Origin of the sequence: Nonomuraea sp. NPDC001831, from assembly GCF_042892035.1 — a bacterium.
Classification (GTDB): Bacteria; Actinomycetota; Actinomycetes; order Streptosporangiales; family Streptosporangiaceae; genus Nonomuraea.
This window is the reverse complement of record NZ_JBIATU010000005.1, coordinates 356,616-373,565: the sequence shown is the minus strand read 5'-3', so window position 1 is coordinate 373,565 and position 16,950 is coordinate 356,616. Positions and strand designations below refer to the sequence as shown.

Annotated in this window: 18 protein-coding genes and 3 tRNA genes; 11 read left to right on the top strand and 10 right to left on the bottom strand. The window is 72.7% G+C overall.

Going from position 1 to position 16,950, the window contains the following annotated elements:
• Window positions 1–13: 13 nt before the first annotated feature.
• Genes ACFYYW_RS19690 through ACFYYW_RS19680 form a run of 3 tightly spaced genes read right to left on the bottom strand, consistent with a single transcriptional unit; the run spans window position 14 to window position 2,738 of the window.
• Window positions 14–844 carry an aminotransferase class IV gene (locus ACFYYW_RS19690; RefSeq protein WP_352329206.1) on the bottom strand — a complete coding sequence of 277 codons (831 nt, stop codon included), beginning with the start codon at window positions 842–844 and terminating at the stop codon, window positions 14–16.
• Window positions 841–1,791 (bottom strand): chorismate-binding protein, encoded by a 951-nt coding sequence (locus tag ACFYYW_RS19685; RefSeq protein ID WP_387650401.1) that lies wholly within the window; start codon window positions 1,789–1,791, stop codon window positions 841–843. Before ACFYYW_RS19685 ends, ACFYYW_RS19690 begins: the two co-directional genes overlap by 4 nt.
• A gap of 29 nt (window positions 1,792–1,820) precedes the next feature.
• On the bottom strand, window positions 1,821–2,738 hold the full coding sequence (locus ACFYYW_RS19680; protein ID WP_352329202.1) for a LysR family transcriptional regulator: 918 nt from the start codon (window positions 2,736–2,738) through the stop codon (window positions 1,821–1,823).
• 21 nt (window positions 2,739–2,759) lie between these two features.
• Here ACFYYW_RS19680 and ACFYYW_RS19675 point away from each other — a divergent pair, with 21 nt between their 5' ends.
• Window positions 2,760–3,953 (top strand): NAD(P)-binding domain-containing protein, encoded by a 1,194-nt coding sequence (locus ACFYYW_RS19675; protein WP_387650399.1) that lies wholly within the window; start codon window positions 2,760–2,762, stop codon window positions 3,951–3,953.
• A 10-nt stretch (window positions 3,954–3,963) separates the two neighbouring features.
• Here the strand turns inward: ACFYYW_RS19675 and hutH are convergent, their stop codons facing one another.
• Genes hutH through ACFYYW_RS19660 form a run of 3 tightly spaced genes read right to left on the bottom strand, consistent with a single transcriptional unit; the run spans window position 3,964 to window position 6,834 of the window.
• Window positions 3,964–5,514: a histidine ammonia-lyase gene (gene hutH, locus ACFYYW_RS19670; protein ID WP_387650398.1), complete on the bottom strand. Its 1,551-nt coding sequence runs from the start codon at window positions 5,512–5,514 to the stop codon at window positions 3,964–3,966.
• A gap of 16 nt (window positions 5,515–5,530) precedes the next feature.
• Window positions 5,531–6,238, bottom strand: coding sequence for a helix-turn-helix transcriptional regulator (locus ACFYYW_RS19665; RefSeq protein WP_352361291.1), 708 nt, complete (start codon window positions 6,236–6,238; stop codon window positions 5,531–5,533).
• Between the two features lie 44 nt (window positions 6,239–6,282).
• Window positions 6,283–6,834, bottom strand: coding sequence for a hemerythrin domain-containing protein (locus tag ACFYYW_RS19660; protein ID WP_387650397.1), 552 nt, complete (start codon window positions 6,832–6,834; stop codon window positions 6,283–6,285).
• 112 nt (window positions 6,835–6,946) lie between these two features.
• Here ACFYYW_RS19660 and ACFYYW_RS19655 point away from each other — a divergent pair, with 112 nt between their 5' ends.
• The 5 genes from ACFYYW_RS19655 to ACFYYW_RS19635 all read left to right on the top strand — a co-directional run bounded on the left by ACFYYW_RS19655 (window position 6,947) and on the right by ACFYYW_RS19635 (window position 9,108).
• Window positions 6,947–8,146 carry a hypothetical protein gene (locus ACFYYW_RS19655; RefSeq protein ID WP_387650395.1) on the top strand — a complete coding sequence of 400 codons (1,200 nt, stop codon included), beginning with the start codon at window positions 6,947–6,949 and terminating at the stop codon, window positions 8,144–8,146.
• Between the two features lie 143 nt (window positions 8,147–8,289).
• Window positions 8,290–8,361 (top strand) — tRNA-Gly (locus ACFYYW_RS19650).
• Between the two features lie 15 nt (window positions 8,362–8,376).
• Window positions 8,377–8,447, top strand: a tRNA-Cys gene (locus ACFYYW_RS19645).
• 7 nt (window positions 8,448–8,454) lie between these two features.
• A tRNA-Val gene (locus tag ACFYYW_RS19640) sits at window positions 8,455–8,529 on the top strand.
• Between the two features lie 147 nt (window positions 8,530–8,676).
• Window positions 8,677–9,108, top strand: a complete 432-nt coding sequence (locus ACFYYW_RS19635; protein ID WP_387650393.1) for a nuclear transport factor 2 family protein — start codon at window positions 8,677–8,679, stop codon at window positions 9,106–9,108.
• 50 nt (window positions 9,109–9,158) lie between these two features.
• Here ACFYYW_RS19635 and ACFYYW_RS19630 read toward each other — a convergent pair whose 3' ends face one another.
• The 3 genes from ACFYYW_RS19630 to ACFYYW_RS19620 form a co-directional block, all read right to left on the bottom strand.
• Window positions 9,159–9,992 carry an alpha/beta fold hydrolase gene (locus ACFYYW_RS19630; protein WP_387650392.1) on the bottom strand — a complete coding sequence of 278 codons (834 nt, stop codon included), beginning with the start codon at window positions 9,990–9,992 and terminating at the stop codon, window positions 9,159–9,161.
• 66 nt (window positions 9,993–10,058) lie between these two features.
• A complete protein-coding gene (locus ACFYYW_RS19625; RefSeq protein WP_387650390.1) occupies window positions 10,059–10,382 on the bottom strand; it encodes a hypothetical protein in 324 nt (107 codons plus the stop codon).
• 134 nt (window positions 10,383–10,516) lie between these two features.
• Window positions 10,517–11,125: a TetR/AcrR family transcriptional regulator gene (locus ACFYYW_RS19620; protein ID WP_387650389.1), complete on the bottom strand. Its 609-nt coding sequence runs from the start codon at window positions 11,123–11,125 to the stop codon at window positions 10,517–10,519.
• Window positions 11,126–11,228: 103 nt separating this feature from the next.
• Between ACFYYW_RS19620 and ACFYYW_RS19615 the strand changes: the two genes are divergently transcribed.
• Window positions 11,229–12,602 carry an APC family permease gene (locus ACFYYW_RS19615; protein ID WP_387650388.1) on the top strand — a complete coding sequence of 458 codons (1,374 nt, stop codon included), beginning with the start codon at window positions 11,229–11,231 and terminating at the stop codon, window positions 12,600–12,602.
• Window positions 12,599–13,249: an NAD(P)H-binding protein gene (locus tag ACFYYW_RS19610; RefSeq protein ID WP_387650386.1), complete on the top strand. Its 651-nt coding sequence runs from the start codon at window positions 12,599–12,601 to the stop codon at window positions 13,247–13,249. The genes ACFYYW_RS19615 and ACFYYW_RS19610 overlap by 4 nt, the downstream gene beginning before the upstream one ends.
• On the opposite strand, the gene ACFYYW_RS19605 is transcribed toward ACFYYW_RS19610, so the two are convergent.
• Window positions 13,236–14,480 carry an MFS transporter gene (locus ACFYYW_RS19605; protein WP_387650384.1) on the bottom strand — a complete coding sequence of 415 codons (1,245 nt, stop codon included), beginning with the start codon at window positions 14,478–14,480 and terminating at the stop codon, window positions 13,236–13,238. The genes ACFYYW_RS19610 and ACFYYW_RS19605 overlap by 14 nt on opposite strands.
• 85 nt (window positions 14,481–14,565) lie before the next feature.
• Here ACFYYW_RS19605 and ACFYYW_RS19600 point away from each other — a divergent pair, with 85 nt between their 5' ends.
• The 3 genes from ACFYYW_RS19600 to ACFYYW_RS19590 all read left to right on the top strand — a co-directional run bounded on the left by ACFYYW_RS19600 (window position 14,566) and on the right by ACFYYW_RS19590 (window position 16,934).
• Window positions 14,566–15,102, top strand: coding sequence for a CGNR zinc finger domain-containing protein (locus tag ACFYYW_RS19600; protein WP_352326720.1), 537 nt, complete (start codon window positions 14,566–14,568; stop codon window positions 15,100–15,102).
• 79 nt (window positions 15,103–15,181) lie between these two features.
• Window positions 15,182–16,273, top strand: coding sequence for an LLM class flavin-dependent oxidoreductase (locus ACFYYW_RS19595; protein ID WP_352326722.1), 1,092 nt, complete (start codon window positions 15,182–15,184; stop codon window positions 16,271–16,273).
• 25 nt (window positions 16,274–16,298) lie between these two features.
• Window positions 16,299–16,934 carry an FMN reductase gene (locus tag ACFYYW_RS19590; protein ID WP_387650383.1) on the top strand — a complete coding sequence of 212 codons (636 nt, stop codon included), beginning with the start codon at window positions 16,299–16,301 and terminating at the stop codon, window positions 16,932–16,934.
• Window positions 16,935–16,950 lie beyond the last annotated feature (16 nt).

Here is a 16,950-nt window from a genome sequence, read left to right as displayed (position 1 = left end):
TGTCGACGGCGGGTCAGGGGTTGAGGTCGGCGGCGGCGCGCTCGGCGAAGATCCGCATGGCCTTGGCGGTGATCGGGCCGGGCGCGGTGGGCAGCTCGGTCCGGTCGACCAGCCTGATCGGCTGGATGTCGCGGGTGGTGGAGGTGAGGAACGCCTCCTCGGCCTCGTACAGCGCCTGCAGCGGGACGTCGGTCTCCTCGCCGCCGCACCATTCGAGCACCAGCGCGCGGGTGACGCCGGCCAGGCAGCCGGAGGCGAGCGTGGGGGTGATCAGGCGGCCGTCGCGCACGATGAAGATGTTGGAGCCGGTGCCCTCGCACAGGTCGCCCGCGAGGTTGCCGAAGATCGCCTCCCCGGCGCCCTGGTTCTTGGCGTGCAGCAGGGCCTTGGCGTTGTCGCCGTAGGAGGTGCTCTTGACGCCGGACAGCGCGCCGCGCTCGTTGCGCGGCCACGGGACGACGGCCACGTGGGCGGTCTCGGGGAACGGCTTCTGCTCGTCGACGATGACGATCGAGGTGGTGCCCTGGTTGCCCCGGTCGGAGCCGAGCGGGCCAGGACCGCTGGTGTAGGTGATGCGGATGCGGCCGAGCGGCCAGGCGGGGGCGGCCGCCAGCAGCTTGCCGACGCCTTCGGCGATGGCCTCGACGTCGGGCTCGGGCAGGTCCATGCGCTGGGCCGAGAGGGTGAGCCGGTCGAGGTGCCGGGTGAGCGCGAACGACTCGCCGTCGACGATCTTGATCGTCTCGAAGACGCCGTCGCCGACCATGAGCCCGTGGTCGAACACGGAGACGGTGGCCTGCGCGGGGTCGATCAGTTCCCCGTTGACCCAGACAGGGATGTTCATGCGTTTCCTCCTGAGGATGCCAGTGAGATGAGCCTGGACGCCTTCAGCTCGGTCTCGGACCATTCACGCGCGGGGTCGCTGCCCCACGTGATGCCCGCGCCGGTGCCGAAGCGGATCTCGCCTGCTGAGATCCAGAATGTTCGGATGCCCACGGCCAGCGCCGCCCTGCCCCGGTCGGCGTCGACCCAGCCCACGGCACCACAGTAGGGCCCACGGGGGACCGGTTCGAGCTCATTGATGATGCGCAGAGCGGACGACTTGGGCGCGCCCGTGACAGACCCGGGCGGGAAAGTGGCGGCGAACAGCTCCGGCCAGCCCGCTCCGGGCGCGAGCCTGGCCCGCACGGTGGAGACGAGGTGGACGAGACCCGGATGCTCCTCGACCGCGCACAGCGAGGGCACCTCGACCGAGCCGACCGCCGCGACCCGGCCCAGGTCGTTGCGGACCAGGTCGACGATCATGACGTTCTCGGCGTAGTCCTTCTCCAGCAGGTCGGCGGCGGTGACGCCGGTGCCCTTGATGGGGCCGGACTCCACGACGTCGCCCTCGCGCGACAGGTAGAGCTCCGGCGAGGCCGACACCACGCTCAGCCCGGGCACGTCGATGACGGCGGCGTACGGGGCCGGGTTGCCCTCGGCCAGCCGCACGGCCAGCGCCAGCGGGTCGGCGCCGGGCGGGACGGGTGCGGACAGGACGCGGCAGAGGTTGGCCTGGTAGACCTCGCCCCGCTCGATGTGGTCGCGGATCGCGCGCACGCCGCGTTCGTAGGCGGCGCGGTCGAGCGAAGTACGCCACTGGCCCGGACGTGGACCGTGCCAAGGGCTCCTGGGCGAGGGCAGCGCTGACGGGCGCACGCGGTCGAAGCGGGCGCAGGTCGCCGTGCCCTCGTAGTCGACGACGACGGCCCACCAGCCCTCGCCGTCGAGGGCGGCGAGGTCGGTCGTCACGTCGCGGAGTCCGGTGGCGAGATGACCGTTTAAGTGGGCGAAACCGTCGTACACATCTCCCATTGTCCCAGCATTTCGACCAGTTCCAGCGCGGAGGGCAGGGGAACCTCGGGAAGGGCCGCGTACACCGTGCGGACGGGGGTGGCCTCGCGCAGCGGTTTGAGCACCAGGTTCGGCGGCACCGCCCGCGCGGCCAGCTCGGGCACCAGCGTCACGCCGAACCCGGCGGCGACGAACCCGAACTTGCCCGACCATTCGGCCACCCGCAGCCCGCCGCGCGGCGTGAACCCGGCGGCGGCGCACGCGGCCACCAGCGGCGTCGGCTGCCCGCGGGGTGCGGCCTCGATCCAGCTCTCCTCGGCCAGGTCGCGCAGGTCCACGTCGGGCTCGGCGGCCAGCGGGTGGCCGGCGGGCAGCGCGACGAGCAGCCGGTCCTGGCAGAGCCGGACGAGCCGGGCGTCCTCGGCGGGCAGCCCGGCCGGGTAGTCGCTGATCACGGCCACGTCGAGCGCCCCGGCGTGCAGGCGTTCCATGAGCCGTGGGGTCAGCGCCTCCGTCATCCGCAGCTCGACGCCGGGGTGGGCGGCCAGGAAGCGCTTCAGCGTGGAGGGCATGAGGTCGACGTTGGCGGTGGCGAACGCGCCCACGCGCAGGGTGCCGCCGCGCCCGGCGTGGATGGCGGCCAGTTCCTCGCCGGCGCGGGCCAGCCGGTCGAGCACGGCGACGGCGTGCCGGTGCAGGGCGGTGCCGGCGGGGGTCAGGCGCACGCCGCGCGCCAGGCGTTCGAACAGGGGGCCGCCGCCGGCCCGTTCCAGCGCGGCGATGCGCCGGGAGACCGCCGACTGGGTGTAGCCGAGCAGCTCGGCGGCGGCGGTGAAGGAGCCGCTCCTGGCCACCTCGTCGAAGAGGCGGAGAGCTTGGAGGTCGAAGGCATTCGTCTCATGCATGGCTGCCATGCAATCTAGTCGGTGGTGGAATACCTCGCATCCCTGTTCACTGTTCCCGTGATTGCATTTCTCGGACAGGGACGCATGGGCGTCCCCATGGCTCGGCGACTCGTGGAGGCCGGGCACAAGGTGACGACGTGGCGGCGTGGGACCGGCGTGACGGCCGCCGAGGCGGTGGACGGCGCCGAGCTGGTGATCACCATGCTCAGCGATCCGGCGGCGGTGCGCGAGGTGCTGACGGCCGCGCTGCCCGGCCTGCGGCCCGGCGCGACGGTGGTGGAGATGTCCACGATCGGCCCGGAGGCGGTGCGCGAGCTGCGCGAGCTGCTGCCGGCGTCGGTGGCGCTGGTGGACGCGCCGGTGCTGGGCAGCGTGGGCCCGGCGGCGGACGGCTCGCTGGTGGTGCTGGCCGGTGGCGACGTGTCGGGCTGCCGCGAGGTGTTGTCGGTCTTCGGCGGCGTGCGCGAGACCGGGCCGCTGGGGTCCGGCGCGGCGATGAAGATCGCCGTCATGAGCGCGATCGTGCCCGCGCAGGTGCTGGTCGCCGAGACGCTGGCGTACGGGGCGGCGCACGGCGTGGACCGGGACGCGCTGCTCGACGTGCTGGCCGGCACGCCGCTCGGCCAGGTCGCCGAACGGCTGCGCACGCCCGCCGCCGAGACCCGGTACTCGCTCGGCCTGGCCGCCAAGGACCTGGAGCTGGCCGCGTGGGAGGGCGCGTCGATGGCCACGGCCGCCCGGCGACGCCTCCAGGAGGCACGGGCGGCCGGGCTGGGCGAGCGCGACCTGACGGCGGTGGCCGAGCACGTCGGCGGCGGCCCGGCCGCGCGCGCGGTGCCGCTGAACCTGTCCACGATCCCGGCCACGAACGGCGCCTACTCGCACGCCGTGCGGGTCGGCGACATGCTCTACGTCTCCGGCCAGGCCGCCTTCGACGAGCAGGGGCACGTGGTGGCCCCCGGCTCGCTGAAGGACCAGGCCGAGCACATCTTCGCGGTCACCACGCGCATCCTGGCCGACCAGGGCGCGACCTGGCAGGACGTCGCCTTCATCCGCACGTACCTGACGGACATGGACGACATCCTCCAGCTCAGGGACGTGCGCAGCCGGTACGTCACCGGCACTCCCCCGGCCAGCACGACCGTCGAGGTGTCGAAGTTGTTCCGGCCGGGGCTGGTGATGGAGATGGACCTGATCGTCGCACTCCCCCGCTGAGCGCGGGAGGCTAGTCGAGCGGCCCGGTGACCGACTCCACCGCGGCCACGACGCCGCCCTCGGCCACCAGCCGCACGGCGGACTCGATCTCCGGGGCGAGGAAGCGGTCGGGGCCCGGCGCGGGCACGTTCTCGCGCAGCGCCCTGACCACGGCCGCGGTCGCCGGCGCGGGCTCCAGGGGGGCGCGCAGGTCGAGCGCGCGGGCCGCGGTGAGCACCTCGACGGCCAGCACCCGCGTCAGCCCGTCGACCGACCTGCGCAGCTTGCGCGCCGCCGACCAGCCCATGGAGACGTGGTCCTCCTGCATGGCCGAGCTGGGGATGGAGTCGACGCTGGCGGGCACGGCCAGCCGCTTCAGCTCCGAGACGATCGCGGCCTGGGTGTACTGGGCGATCATGTGGCCGGAGTCGACGCCGGGGTCGTCGGCCAGGAACGCGGGCAGGCCGTGGTTGCGGGCCACGTCGAGGAAGCGGTCGGTGCGGCGTTCGGACATCGAGGCCAGGTCGGCGGCCACGACGGCGAGGAAGTCGAGCACGTAGCCCACGGGCGCGCCGTGGAAGTTGCCGTTGGACTCCACCCGGCCGTCGTCGAGCACGGCCGGGTTGTCCACGGCGCTGGCCAGCTCCCAGCCGGCCACGGTGGCGGCGTGCGCGATCGTGTCGCGGGCGGCGCCGGCGACCTGCGGGGCGCAGCGCAGCGAGTACGCGTCCTGGACGCGGGTGCACGCCTGCGGGTCGCGGTGGCTGGCCATGACGCCGGAGCCGGCCAGGATCCTGGTCATGTTGGCGGCGGACCTGGCCAGGCCGGGATGCGGGCGCAGGGCCTGGAGCTCCGGCATGAAGACGCGGTCGGTGCCGAGCAGCGCCTCCACGCTCATCGCCGCGCTGATGTCGGCGGTCCTGACCAGCCTGGTGAGGTCGGAGATGGCCAGGATGAGCATGCCGAGCATGCCGTCGGTGCCGTTGATCAGCGCCAGGCCCTCCTTGGCGGCCAGCTCGACCGGCTCGATGCCGGCCTGCTTGAGCGCCTCCCCGGCCGGCTGGAGCTGCCCCGCGGCGTCGCGGACGACGCCCTCGCCCATCAGCGTCAGGGCCACGTGGGCCAGCGGCGCGAGGTCGCCGGAGCAGCCGAGGCTGCCGTACTCGTGCACGACCGGCGTGATGCCGGCGGTGAGCAGCGCGGCCAGGGTCTTGGCGGTGCCCGGCCTGATGCCGGTGTGGCCGGTGGCCAGGGTGTGCAGGCGCAGCAGCATGAGCGCGCGCACCACCTCGGTCTCCACCTCCGGGCCGCTGCCCGCCGCGTGCGAGCGCACCAGCGAGCGCTGGAGCTGGGCGCGCAGCGCGGGGTCGATGTGCCGGGTGGCCAGGGCGCCGAACCCGGTGGAGACGCCGTAGGCGGGCACGGGGCTCTCGGCAAGTTCGTCCACCCGCTGGCGGGCGGCCGCCATGGCGGCCACCGCGTCGTCGGTGAGCTGCACGGCGGCGCCGTGGCGGGCCACCTTGATGACGTCGTCGAAGCTCAAAGGCTCGGGGCCGACGTTCACGACTCCGTTGTCGCGCATGATCGTCTCTCTCGCTTTAGGTAACCGGCGTACCCGATGTTAGCTCCTTACTCGGGAAGATCGCCGCCAGCCCCTCCCTGCCCTCGTCGGTGAGCACCACAGCGCGCGGCACCGATCCGCGCCGGTACCAGCCGCGTTCCAGCAGGACGTCGGTGATCGCGGCGCCGAGGGCGCCGCCGAGGTGCGACCGGCGCTCGGTCCAGTCGAGGCATTCCGGGGCGAAGCGCCGCCTGGCTCTGCGGGCGCCCTCGACGTCCACGCCCAGGCCCGTCAGCAGCCGCTCGCCGTCGGAGGTGAGGTCCTGACGGTCGTAGAAGCCGCCGTCCCTGAGCCGGTCGAGCAGGGCGACGCCGGCGCGTCCGGCCAGGTGGTCGTAGCAGGTGCGGGCCTCCTCCAGCAGGCGCGCCTGCCGGGACTGCCGCAGGGAGCGCACCGGCGGGCGGGCGCTCACCCTGGCCAGGGTCTCCAGCACCTCGGCGATCTCGTGCCCGGCCAGCCGGTAGTAGCGGTGGCGGCCCTGCCGGACGACGTCGACCAGGCTTCCGTCGAGCAGCCGGGCCAGATGGGCGCTGGCGGTCGCGGCGCTCACCCCGGCGACCCTGGCCAGCTCGCCGGCGGCCAGGGCCCGGCCGCCGAGCAGCGCCGTGAGCATGGCGGCCCTGGTGGGGTCGGCGATGAGGGCGGCGACGGGCGCGATGTCGGCGTCACGGGCGATGTGCTCCATGCCCACGACGCTAACGCACCGACATTTCGCCCGGGGACGAAGTGTCAGCCGCTCCCCAGGGCCTTCCTGATGATCTCGCGGGCCCGGTCCATCAGCGCGAGGGGCGTGCCGATCAGCACGTTCTTCGTGGCCGACTCCACGCCGGGACGCGGCCGCAGCGGCCCGACCGCCTCGGCCGCCCGCACCGCCGCCGCCATGGCCCGGCGTTCCACGACCGAGGTGCTGTTGCGGAGCTGGGCGAACTCGTAGCGCTCCTCGCTGCGGGCGTGCATGGTGACCGCCGTGCGCAGCTCGGCCAGCCTCTCCCAGAACGCCGGGTCGTCCACGCCCGCCCGGTCGATCTCGACGAGCAGCCGCTTGGCCCGGTTCTCCTCGGCCAGCCGGTCGGCCACCACGCCGGGGCCGCCGTCCACCTTCCTGCGCGCGTAGGGGTGGACGATCTCCTCCTCGGCGGTCTCGTGCACGGCCAGCAGGCGGATCAGCCGCTCGAACGCCTCCTCCACCCGTTCCGGCGGCGCCTGCTCCACCTCGTCGAACAGGTCCCTGATCTGGCCGTGCTGGGCCATCAGCACGTCGATGACATCGTGTTCAGCCACGTCCAGCGGCCTACCCGGGCGCCGGTCGGGCACGCTCCTCCTTACCGAACGCGGATCGTTCGGCGACGCAACGCGGAGGTTGCCCCACCAGGCCGCGGGTAGGCGCAGCGACATGGCCTTCGACCCACTTCAGGAGCGGGGCATCCCGCTGGACGAGCAGCTGCGCGACTGGCGGGAGCTCAACGTCTCGCCCATCGATCCCGACCACGCCGACCCGTACACCCGGTGCCGGATCATCACGATGAACGGCATCGAGACCGAGGCGGTCCTGTTCAGCCACCAGCTCGCCCGCCACTGCACCGACCTGGAGCTGAAGCGGCAGCTCGCCCGGGTGCGCTACATCGAGGCGCAGCAGCAGAAGGCGGTCAACTGGCTGCTGCCCGGCGTCTCGTCGGTGCTGGAGACCACCATCGCCTACGAGCAGGTCGCGGTGGACCTGACGGCGTGGGTGGCGCGCATGGAGCCGGACCCGTACCTGACGCAGGCGTACCAGTTCGGGGTGCTGGAGGACTTCGACCACCTCTACCGGTACGCCAACCTCTACGAGATGATCGAGCACCGCAAGGCCGAGAAGATCGTGGACGGGGTCACCGAGGTCATGCCGGGACGGCCGACGTACCTGCACCACCGCGACCCGGTCGACAACGTGCGCGAGCCGTACGACCGGCACCGCACCGAGCCGCTGTCGAAACTGCACGCCCTGACCGTCATGGCGGCCGAGCAGCAGACCATGAACTTCTACATGAACGTCGGGCCGCTGGCCATGGAGCCGATCGCCCGGCAGCTCTACCAGGAGATCGCCATGGTGGAGGAGGAGCACGTCACCCACTACGAGTCGCTGGTCGACCCGGGCGAGAGCTGGTGGGAGATGCTGCTCAACCACGAGTACAACGAGTGCTACCTCTACCACTCGTTCATGGAGACCGAGTCCGACCCCAGGGTGAAGGCCGTCTGGGAGCTGCACCTGAACATGGAGATCGAGCACCTGCGGCTGGCCTGCGAGCTGTTCAAGCGGTTCGACGGGCGGGATCCCGACCAGGTGCTGGCTCCCGAGCTGCCGCCGCCGGTGACGTTCGAGCCGAACAAGGCGTACCTGCGGGAGCTGCTGGCCACCCAGATCGACTGCACCACGCTGGGCACCGGGTACGTCCAGGAGGCCCACGAGCGGTTCACGCGCATGCAGGAGGCGGTCATGGGCGGGGACAAGCCGCCGTCGGAGCGGGTCATCGACGACAACCGGGCGGTGTCGGGCCGGGAGTACCGGCTGGAGACGGAGGGGCCGCATCCGGCGGGCATGCAGCTGGGCCGCTGACCGGGGCGCCTGGCCCGTGCCCTGCTCCGGGGCGGGGCACGGCTGGGCCGCACCGGGGACGACCTGCGCGGAAGCGGTCCGGTTTGGGGACTCGGCGATGATTCGCTAGAGTTCTCTCGTCGCCCGGCACGAGCGGGGCGCACGCGGAAGTGGCTCAGTGGTAGAGCATCACCTTGCCAAGGTGAGGGTCGCGGGTTCGAATCCCGTCTTCCGCTCGGAGCTTCCGGCTCGGTGGCGTGGCCGAGAGGCGAGGCAGCGGCCTGCAAAGCCGTCCACACGGGTTCAAATCCCGTCGCCACCTCTACGAAGGACGATTAGCTCAGCGGGAGAGCGCTTCCCTGACACGGAAGAGGTCACTGGTTCAATCCCAGTATCGTCCACCATCTCTCATCAGCCAGGTCGGCGGGTCGCCGACCTGGCTGTCGCTTTTTCACGGCCCTTCCCCGGCGCGGGGGCCTGGTGTTTTTTCGCGGTCCTTCCCCGGCGCGAGGGCCTGGCGCTTGTAGCAAGCGTTTGGTTCGATCAGTGGCATGGACGTTCAGGAGATCGCCGACCGCCTGGAGATCACCGACCTGCTGGCCCGTTACTCGCTGGCCGTCGACTCCGGCCAGTGGGATCTGCTCGACGAGGTGTTCAGCCCCGAGGCGGTCATCGACTACCGGTCCGCGGGCGGGATCAGGGGCGGGCTGGCGGAGGTCAAGAGCTGGCTCGCCGAGGTGCTGCCGCACTGGCCGGGACGCCTGCACCTGATCGGGGCCGCGCGGATCGTCCTGGCCGGGGACGAGGCGCGGGTCAGCGCGCCGTTCACCGACACGCTCGCCCCCACGCGGGACATGGTCGCGGCCGACGCCAAGGGGTTCCTGCACGGCGGCGGCTGGTACCACCACCGCATGCGGCGCACCTCGGGTGGCTGGCGCAGCCAGGAGCTGGTGGAGGAACAGAGCTGGCGCACAGCCCGGTGACCCTGCCCCGGGACGGCTTCCTGGCTCGGCCGCTTCCTTGCTCGGCGGCCTCAGTGTGGTTGTTTGGCGTGGGTTGTGGTGAAGGCGAGGAGGGGGATGGCGGTCTGCTGGGGGTCCTCCAGGATGGGGGTGTGGCCGAGGCCGGGCAGGAGCTCGATCTCGGCTCCCGGCACGACGCGGTAGTCGGACGCGGAGGAGGAGCGCCATCGTCGGTCGTCCGCGCCGAAGATCACCAGCAGCGGCTTGCCCAGGGGCGCCAGCCGGTCAGGGAGGGGCCGTTCGTGCAGGTATTCGCGAGTGCCCTGCATGGTGGCGGCGAGCGTGTGGAGGGTCATGCAACGCACCTCGTCCAGCAGCTCGTCCGGGGGCCGGTAGCCGGGGCGGCTGAAGCCAGGGCTCGCGAACAGGCGGATCTGCTCGTCGGTCGGCGGCCACTGCGAGGGGGCGAACGCGGCCGATGCCGGGGCGATGAAGGCGTCCAGACCGGGCCCGGTGTTGATCAGGACGAGCGCCGTCACCAGGCCGGGACGCTGTTCGGCCAGGGCGGTGGCGACCGCGCCGCCGCTGGAATGGCCCGCGACCACGACCTCCCGCACGCCGAGCAGGTCCAGCGCCTCGCCGACCCGGCGTGCCTGGTCGGGGGTGGTGTAGCCGCGGTCGTCCGGTTTGGCGGAGCGGCCGTGGCCGAGCAGGTCGATCCGGATGACGCGATGCGAGCCCGTGAGCAGGGGGACCAACTGGTCCCAGGAGCGGGCCGAGGACGCCGAGCCGTGGATGAGGAGGAGGGCGGGGGCGTCGCGGGGGCCGTCCTGGGAGACGTGGAGGTCGCCGTCGTCCAGGGAGAGGATCGTGCTGTCGGTGGTGTCGCCGTGGGTACTGGTCATGGGGTCACTGTGGCGGCTGTCCCTCGCCGGAGGATTGGACGAATGTTCCCTCGGGCGCTGCCGGGGCTACACGTTCGCTGTCATCGAGAACCAGATGTAGCCGGCAGCGGCCAGCAGCAGGCCCACCGCACCGATCGCCGCGCCCGCCGAAACCGCGAAGATCCGTACGGGCCTGGGCTTCCGTGCCGTGAACGCGTACCCGAGGGCGAGGCCGGCGCCGGGGAACACCGCGGCCGCGATGCCGCATTTGACCAGGAGCTCTGTGGGCATCCAGGCCAACTGCCAGATGCTCCAGGCCACCAGCCCGTAGCCGGTGAGGGCTGCTGCGCAGAGCAGGGCCAGCCCGAGGCTGCCGTACTTGCGCGCACTGGGATCAAGGGGGGACGTCACGGGGTGATGATCGCACGGCGTCGCCGCCATCGGTCGGCGCACGGGCGGGACAGGGGGGAGGGGCGGGGGACGTAGCAGGGCCACGCACCTGCGATGCGGAGAAGGGCAGCGCGGACGGGCCGGGTGGGGAAGGGTCATGGGCGTGGCAAGGGGCAGTGGGTGGCGTCTGTGGCGTAGGCGAGGAGGAGGTCGCGGGCCGTTTCCGTGTCGAACGGCTGCACCGCGTCCAGCAGGTGCAACCCGAGCCCGTCCTCCAGCGCCACCAGGTTCCGGGCGATCGTCATGGCGTCCCGGGTCAGCGTGAAGACGCCGGTCGCCGACCCCGCCTCCAGGATCGCGGCGTACAGGGCCACCTGCCGCTCGTACAGCCGGATGTGCTGGGCCGCGTACGCCGGGTCGCGCCGGGCGTGCGCCCCCAGCTCGTACAGCAGCACGCACAGCTCGTCGCCGGGACCGGCGGGCAGGCCGCTGCCGATGGTGATGACCAGGCGCCGCCGCAGGTCGGGCTCGCGGGCGGCGGCGGCCTCGCGGGCGGCGCAGAACCGGTCGACCGCCTCGCGCTGCACCTCCTGCAGCAGGCCGGCCATGCTCGGGAAGTAGTACAGCACCGACCCCGCCGACATGCCCGCGACCTCGGCGACGTCGCGCAGCCGCAGGTCGAGGATGCCGCGTTCGAGCACCGCCCGGCGGGCGGCGGAGACGAGTTCGGCCCGCTTCTCCCGGGCCCGGCTGGGTCGCGCCATGGCCGCGATTCTTCATAGACGCTTCAAAAAACGCAAGCCGTCCTTGACGAACGCCGCCGATAGTTCTTTGATACTCGCTCAAGGAACCCCCCAAGGAGGCGTCGTGGCATCAACGGCCGCCCATCCACACCTGCACCGGGGACTCAAGCTCCTCGGCACCCTCCTCCTCACCCTGTCCGCCATCACCCCCGCGTCCTCGGTCTTCATCATCGCCCCCGGCGTGATCTCCCAGGCCGGCAGCGGCGCGATCCTCAGCTACCTGGCCGGCGCCGTCGTGGGCGTGTTCATGGCCTTCGTCTACGCCGAGCTGGGCTCGGCGTTCCCGCTCACCGGCGGCGAGTACGCCATCACCGCCCGCACGCTCGGCCGGCTGCCCGGGTTCGTGGTGCTCGGGCTGATCCTCATCACGCAGCTGCTCATCATCGCCGTCATCGCGCTGGGCGTGGGCGCGTACCTGTCGGTCGTCCTCCCGGGGCTGGACGGGCCGCTGGTGGCGGCCGTGACGTGCCTGCTCACCACCGTCGTGGCGGTCTTCGACATCAAGCTGAACGCCTGGGTGACCGGGGTGTTCCTGGCCATCGAGATGATCGCGCTGGTGGTCGTGGCGGCGCTCGGCCTGTTCGGTCCGCAGCGTTCGCCGGTCGAGCTGATCACCCATCCGGTGGTCGCCGGCGACGGCGGCGCGCTGGTGCCCGCCTCGCTGGGCCTGATCGGCGCGGCGACCGCCGTGGCGATCTTCTCCTACAACGGGTACGGCTCGGCGGTCTACTTCGGCGAGGAGGTGCACGACGCGCCGAAGAGCATCGCGCGGACGGTGCTGTGGGCGCTGGGCGTCACCGTGGCGGCCGAGCTGGTGCCGGTGACGGCGGTGCTGGTGGGCGCGCCGTCGCTGGAGGGCCTGTTCGGCGCGGAGAACATGATGCAGTACTTCGTCACCGCCCGCGCCGGTTCCGTGGCCAACACGGTGATCTCGCTGGCCGTCGCGCTGGCCATCCTCAACGCCGTGCTGGCCATCATCCTCATCACCTCCCGCATGTTGTTCAGCACCGGACGGGACCGCGCCTGGCCGGCGCCGGTCAGCCGCCTGCTGTCGTCGATCCACGCCCGGTACGGCTCGCCGTGGGTGGCCACGGTGCTGACCGGCGTCGTCAGCGCGGCCTGCTGCTTCATCGACGAGCGCTTCCTGCTGGTGGTGACCGGCACCTCGATCGTGGCCGTGTACGCGGCGCTGTGCCTGGGGGCGATCGCCGGGCGGCGCAACGGCACGACCGGCCACGCGGCGTACCGGATGCCGTGGTTCCCGCTCGCGCCGGTGCTGGCGCTGGCCGCGCTGGCGTACGTGATCTACTTGAACGCGCTGGACCCGGTGATCGGCCGGCCCAGCCTGTACGTCACCGCCGGGATCGCGGTGGTGTCGGCGGCGTACTATCTGGTGGTGCTGCGGCGGCGCGGCGGGTGGGATCTGGCTGAACCATGAGAGTGATCATCTTCGGGGCGACCGGCATGGTCGGGCGCGGCGTGCTCAGGGAGTGCCTGCTCGACGAGCGCGTGACGGCCGTGCTCACGGTCGGCCGGTCGCCCACGGGGACGGTCCACCCGAAGCTGCGCGAGCTCACCCACGCCGACCTGTCCGACCTGTCGGACATCGAGGACGAGCTGTCCGGCTACGACGCGTGCTTCTTCTGCCTCGGCGTGTCCTCGGCCGGCATGAGCGAGCAGGACTACCGGCGGGTCACCTACGACTACACGCTGGCGGCCGGCACCACCCTGGCCCGGCTCAGCCCGTCCTCGACCTTCGTCTACGTCTCCGGGGCCGGCACGGACGCGCACGGCCGCGCGATGTGGGCCAGGGTGAAGGGCGCGACGGAGAACGCGCTGCTCGCGCTGCCGTTCCACGCCTACATGTTCCGTCCCGGCTACATCCAGCCGATGCACGGCGTGACCTCGCGCACCCGCTGGTACCGGCTGGCCTACGTCGTGGCCGCGCCGCTGTACCCGCTGCTGCGGCGGCTGTTCCCGGCGTCGGTGACGACGACCGAGCGCATCGGCCAGGCGATGATCACCGTGGCCGAGCGCGGCGCGCCCGAGCGCATCCTCGGCCCGGCGGCGATCAACGCCCTGTGACGGCGGCCCGCGGCGCCGGTCGCACGGCCCCCGGCACCAGGGGCACCGCCAGCAGCGAGGCGAGCGCGGCCAGCCCCCACACCGCCTCCCACGAGGCGAGGCCGAGCACCACCGGGACGAGCAGCGGGGTCAGGAAGCCCGAGGCGAAGCAGGCGGTGCCCTCCAGGCCGAGCGCGGTGCCCGCCCTCGCCGCGCCCGCCATGGCGGCGATCTCGGTGTAGGCGATGCCGTGCCAGGAGTTGGCCAGCAGGCCGCCGATCGCCAGGGCGGCGACCGTGAGCGGCGTGGGCGCCGAGGTGAGCACCGCGGCGGCGGCCATCACGACCCCGGACAGCGTCCCGATGGCCCGGATCCAGGTGCGCCGACCGCCGCGGCGGTCGGTGCGCCGGCCGGTCCAGATGCGCGCCGCGCCGCCGCCGAGCTGGGCGAGGAGCACGGTGAGGGCGGCCAGGCCGGCGCCGGCGCCCTTGACGTCGTGCAGGAAGATCGCGGTGAAGGACAGCACGGCGAACTGCGGCACGGTGAGCAGCCCGCTGGCCAGCGCCACCCGCCACACGTCCCAGCGGCGCAGCGGGGAGGGGCCGGGCTCCGGGGCCGCGGCTGCCGCGGCGGGCGCCGGCTCGTGCAGCCAGCGCCAGGTGGCCGCCGCCGCCAGCAGGCAGAACACCGCCGGTACGGCGTAGACGGCGCGGAAGCCGTACCGCTCGGCGAGCCAGGGCAGCAGGGCGACCCCGAGCGCGCCGCCGACGGGGATGGCCGTCTGGCGGACGCTCATGGCCAGCCCCCGCTCGCCGTCGGCGAACCAGGTCATGACGGCCCGCCCGGAGGCGCCGTTCACGCTGCCGCCCAGCGCCCCGGCCGCCAGCAGGCACGCCGCCAGCAGGGCCACCCCGGCGTGCTCGGCCGGTGTGACGGCGGCGGCCATCACCGCCAGCAGCGCGCCCGTGGCGGTCAGCCCCGCGAGCAGCACCCGGCGGTCGCCCCACCGGTCGGTCAGCATGCCCCACGCGATGTCGGAGGCGGCCACGCCCAGCCCCAGGCAGGACAGGACCAGGCCGAGCGAGCCCAGCGACAGGTGGTAGCCCGAGCGCATGGAGACCGCGGTCAGCGGGATGCCGGAGAACATGGCCGAGAAGCTGGCCTGGGCCCCGACGCCCACGGACAGCACGACCCATCGGTGCCGCAGGCCGAATCGGCGCGTCCCGCCGCGGACGGTGACGAGTGTCGCCACGAATGCCTCCAAAGTAACCGGATTCAATGGTTAGCAACCTTGGCAGCGCCGAAAGTAACTTGTCAACGCGGTTACTATGGTTGCCGTGGACTTCACCTTCGTCAGCGGCAACCTCGGCCTCGACCTCGCCGGCACCATCGGCCACCGCCGGGGCGCGCGCATCGACCTGCTGCCCTCCCCCGCCGACCTGGCCCGCTGGACGGTCGCCGCCGGGCTCCTCGACGAGCCGCCCGAGACCGGCGACGACGACCTGGCGCGGGCGACGGCCCTGCGCGAGGCGATCTACCGGCTGGCCACGGCCGCCCGCGACGGCAGCCCGTACGGACAGGCCGACCGCGACCTGCTCAACGAGACCGCCCGGCGGCCGCCCGCGGACGTCGCGCTCGAAGAGCGCGGCCTGCGGCGCGGCGGCGGCCTGCCCGGCGCGCTGTCCACGACGGCGCGCGCGGCGATCGAGCTGCTCGGCGGCCCGCAGGCGGAGCTGATCCGCGAGTGCGAGGCAGCCCCCTGCACCCGCCTGTACGTCGACGCCTCCCATCGCCGCACCCGCCGCTGGTGCGACATGCGCGGCTGCGGCAACCGCGCCAAGGCGGCGGCCTTCCGCGCCCGCGCGGGCGCCTGACCGGGATGATGGAATAACGGCGGAGGCCGGGACGCTACGGTACCTGTCAAAGATTCAACAGTCATGGATGGTGACTAAAGTGCAGTTCGGAATCTTCAGCGTGGGCGACGTGACCACCGACCCCACCACCGGCAGGACCCCGACCGAGCACGAGCGGATCAAGGCGATGGTGGCGATCGCGCTCAAGGCCGAGGAGGTCGGCCTCGACGTGTTCGCGACGGGCGAGCACCACAACCCGCCGTTCGTGCCGTCCTCGCCGACCACCATGCTCGGCTACATCGCGGCCAGGACCGAGCGGCTGATCCTGTCCACCGCCACGACGTTGATCACGACCAACGACCCGGTCAAGATCGCCGAGGACTTCGCCATGCTCCAGCACCTGGCCGACGGCCGGGTGGACCTCATGCTGGGCCGTGGCAACACCGGGCCGGTCTACCCGTGGTTCGGGCAGGACATCCGCCAGGGCATCCCGCTGGCCGTGGAGAACTACGCGCTGCTGCACCAGCTGTGGCGCGAGGACGTCGTCGACTGGGAGGGCCGCTTCCGCACCCCGCTGCAGGGGTTCACCAGCACGCCGCGCCCGCTCGACGGGGTGCCGCCGTTCGTGTGGCACGGCTCGATCCGCAGCCCGGAGATCGCCGAGCAGGCCGCCTACTACGGTGACGGCTTCTTCGCCAACAACATCTTCTGGCCCAAGGAGCACTTCATCCGCCTGATCAACCTCTACCGCCGGCGCTACGCCCACTACGGGCACGGCACGCCCGAGCAGGCGATCGTCGGCCTGGGCGGCCAGGTGTTCATGCGCAAGAACTCCCAGGACGCGGTCCGCGAGTTCCGCCCCTACTTCGACAACGCCCCCGTGTACGGCCACGGACCGTCGCTGGAGGAGTTCACCGCCGAGACCCCGCTCACCGTGGGCAGCCCGCAGCAGGTCATCGACCGCACGCTGGAGTTCCGCGAGTTCTTCGGCGACTACCAGCGCCAGCTGTTCCTCATGGACCACGCCGGCCTGCCGCTGAAGACCGTGCTGGAGCAGCTCGACATCCTGGGCGAGGAGGTCGTGCCGGTGCTGCGCAAGGAGATGGCCAAGGACCGCCCGGCCGGCGTCCCGGACGCGCCGGCACACGCCGCGCTGGTCCAGGCCCGTACGTCCCAGGCCGTCGAGGTCTGACCCCTCCAGGGAAGGAGATCCCCCCATGAAGCTCGTCGTCGTCACGGCCGGCCTGACCCAGCCGTCCTCCACCCGCCTGCTCGCCGACCGGCTGGCCGAGGCCACCCGGCGGCGGCTGGACGGCGCGGCCGAGGTGCGCGTGGTCGAGCTGCGCGACCTGGCCGTGGACATCGCCAACAACCTGGTGACCGGCTTCCCCGGCGCCCGGCTGCGCGAGGTCGTCGAGGCCGTGACGGAGGCCGACGGGCTCATCGCGGTCACGCCGACCTTCAGCGGCTCCTACAGCGGGCTGTTCAAGTCGTTCTTCGACGTCCTGGACAACACGGCCCTGGCGGGCACGCCCGTGCTCATCGCCGCCACGGGCGGCACCGCCCGCCACTCGCTCGTGCTGGAGCACGCGATGCGCCCGCTGTTCGCCTACCTGCGGGCCGTGGTCGTGCCGACCGCCGTCTACGCCGCCTCCGAGGACTGGGGCGGCGGCGGCGACTCCTTCACCGACGGGCTCGGCGAGCGCATCGACCGGGCCGCCGGTGAGCTGGCCGGCCTGCTGGCGGGCCGCGCTCCCCGCCCGGCCCCGGCCGGGGCCGCTGCCGAGGACGAAGAGGAGGACGAGGTCGTCCCGTTCGCGGAGCAGCTCGCGGCTTTGCGCCCACTGCGCTAGTTTGCAGCGGTGCTGA

What these genes read in the sequence shown, in the direction of transcription:
- ACFYYW_RS19690 (WP_352329206.1), bottom strand. Translation starts at nt 844, where the DNA reads ATGAACATCCCTGTCTGGGTCAACGGGGAACTGATCGACCCCGCGCAG.
- ACFYYW_RS19680 (WP_352329202.1), bottom strand. Translation starts at nt 2,738, where the DNA reads ATGCATGAGACGAATGCCTTCGACCTCCAAGCTCTCCGCCTCTTCGAC.
- hutH (WP_387650398.1), bottom strand. Translation starts at nt 5,514, where the DNA reads ATGCGCGACAACGGAGTCGTGAACGTCGGCCCCGAGCCTTTGAGCTTC.
- ACFYYW_RS19665 (WP_352361291.1), bottom strand. Translation starts at nt 6,238, where the DNA reads ATGGAGCACATCGCCCGTGACGCCGACATCGCGCCCGTCGCCGCCCTC.
- ACFYYW_RS19655 (WP_387650395.1), top strand. Translation starts at nt 6,947, where the DNA reads ATGGCCTTCGACCCACTTCAGGAGCGGGGCATCCCGCTGGACGAGCAG.
- ACFYYW_RS19635 (WP_387650393.1), top strand. Translation starts at nt 8,677, where the DNA reads ATGGACGTTCAGGAGATCGCCGACCGCCTGGAGATCACCGACCTGCTG.
- ACFYYW_RS19630 (WP_387650392.1), bottom strand. Translation starts at nt 9,992, where the DNA reads ATGACCAGTACCCACGGCGACACCACCGACAGCACGATCCTCTCCCTG.
- ACFYYW_RS19620 (WP_387650389.1), bottom strand. Translation starts at nt 11,125, where the DNA reads ATGGCGCGACCCAGCCGGGCCCGGGAGAAGCGGGCCGAACTCGTCTCC.
- ACFYYW_RS19610 (WP_387650386.1), top strand. Translation starts at nt 12,599, where the DNA reads ATGAGAGTGATCATCTTCGGGGCGACCGGCATGGTCGGGCGCGGCGTG.
- ACFYYW_RS19590 (WP_387650383.1), top strand. Translation starts at nt 16,299, where the DNA reads ATGAAGCTCGTCGTCGTCACGGCCGGCCTGACCCAGCCGTCCTCCACC.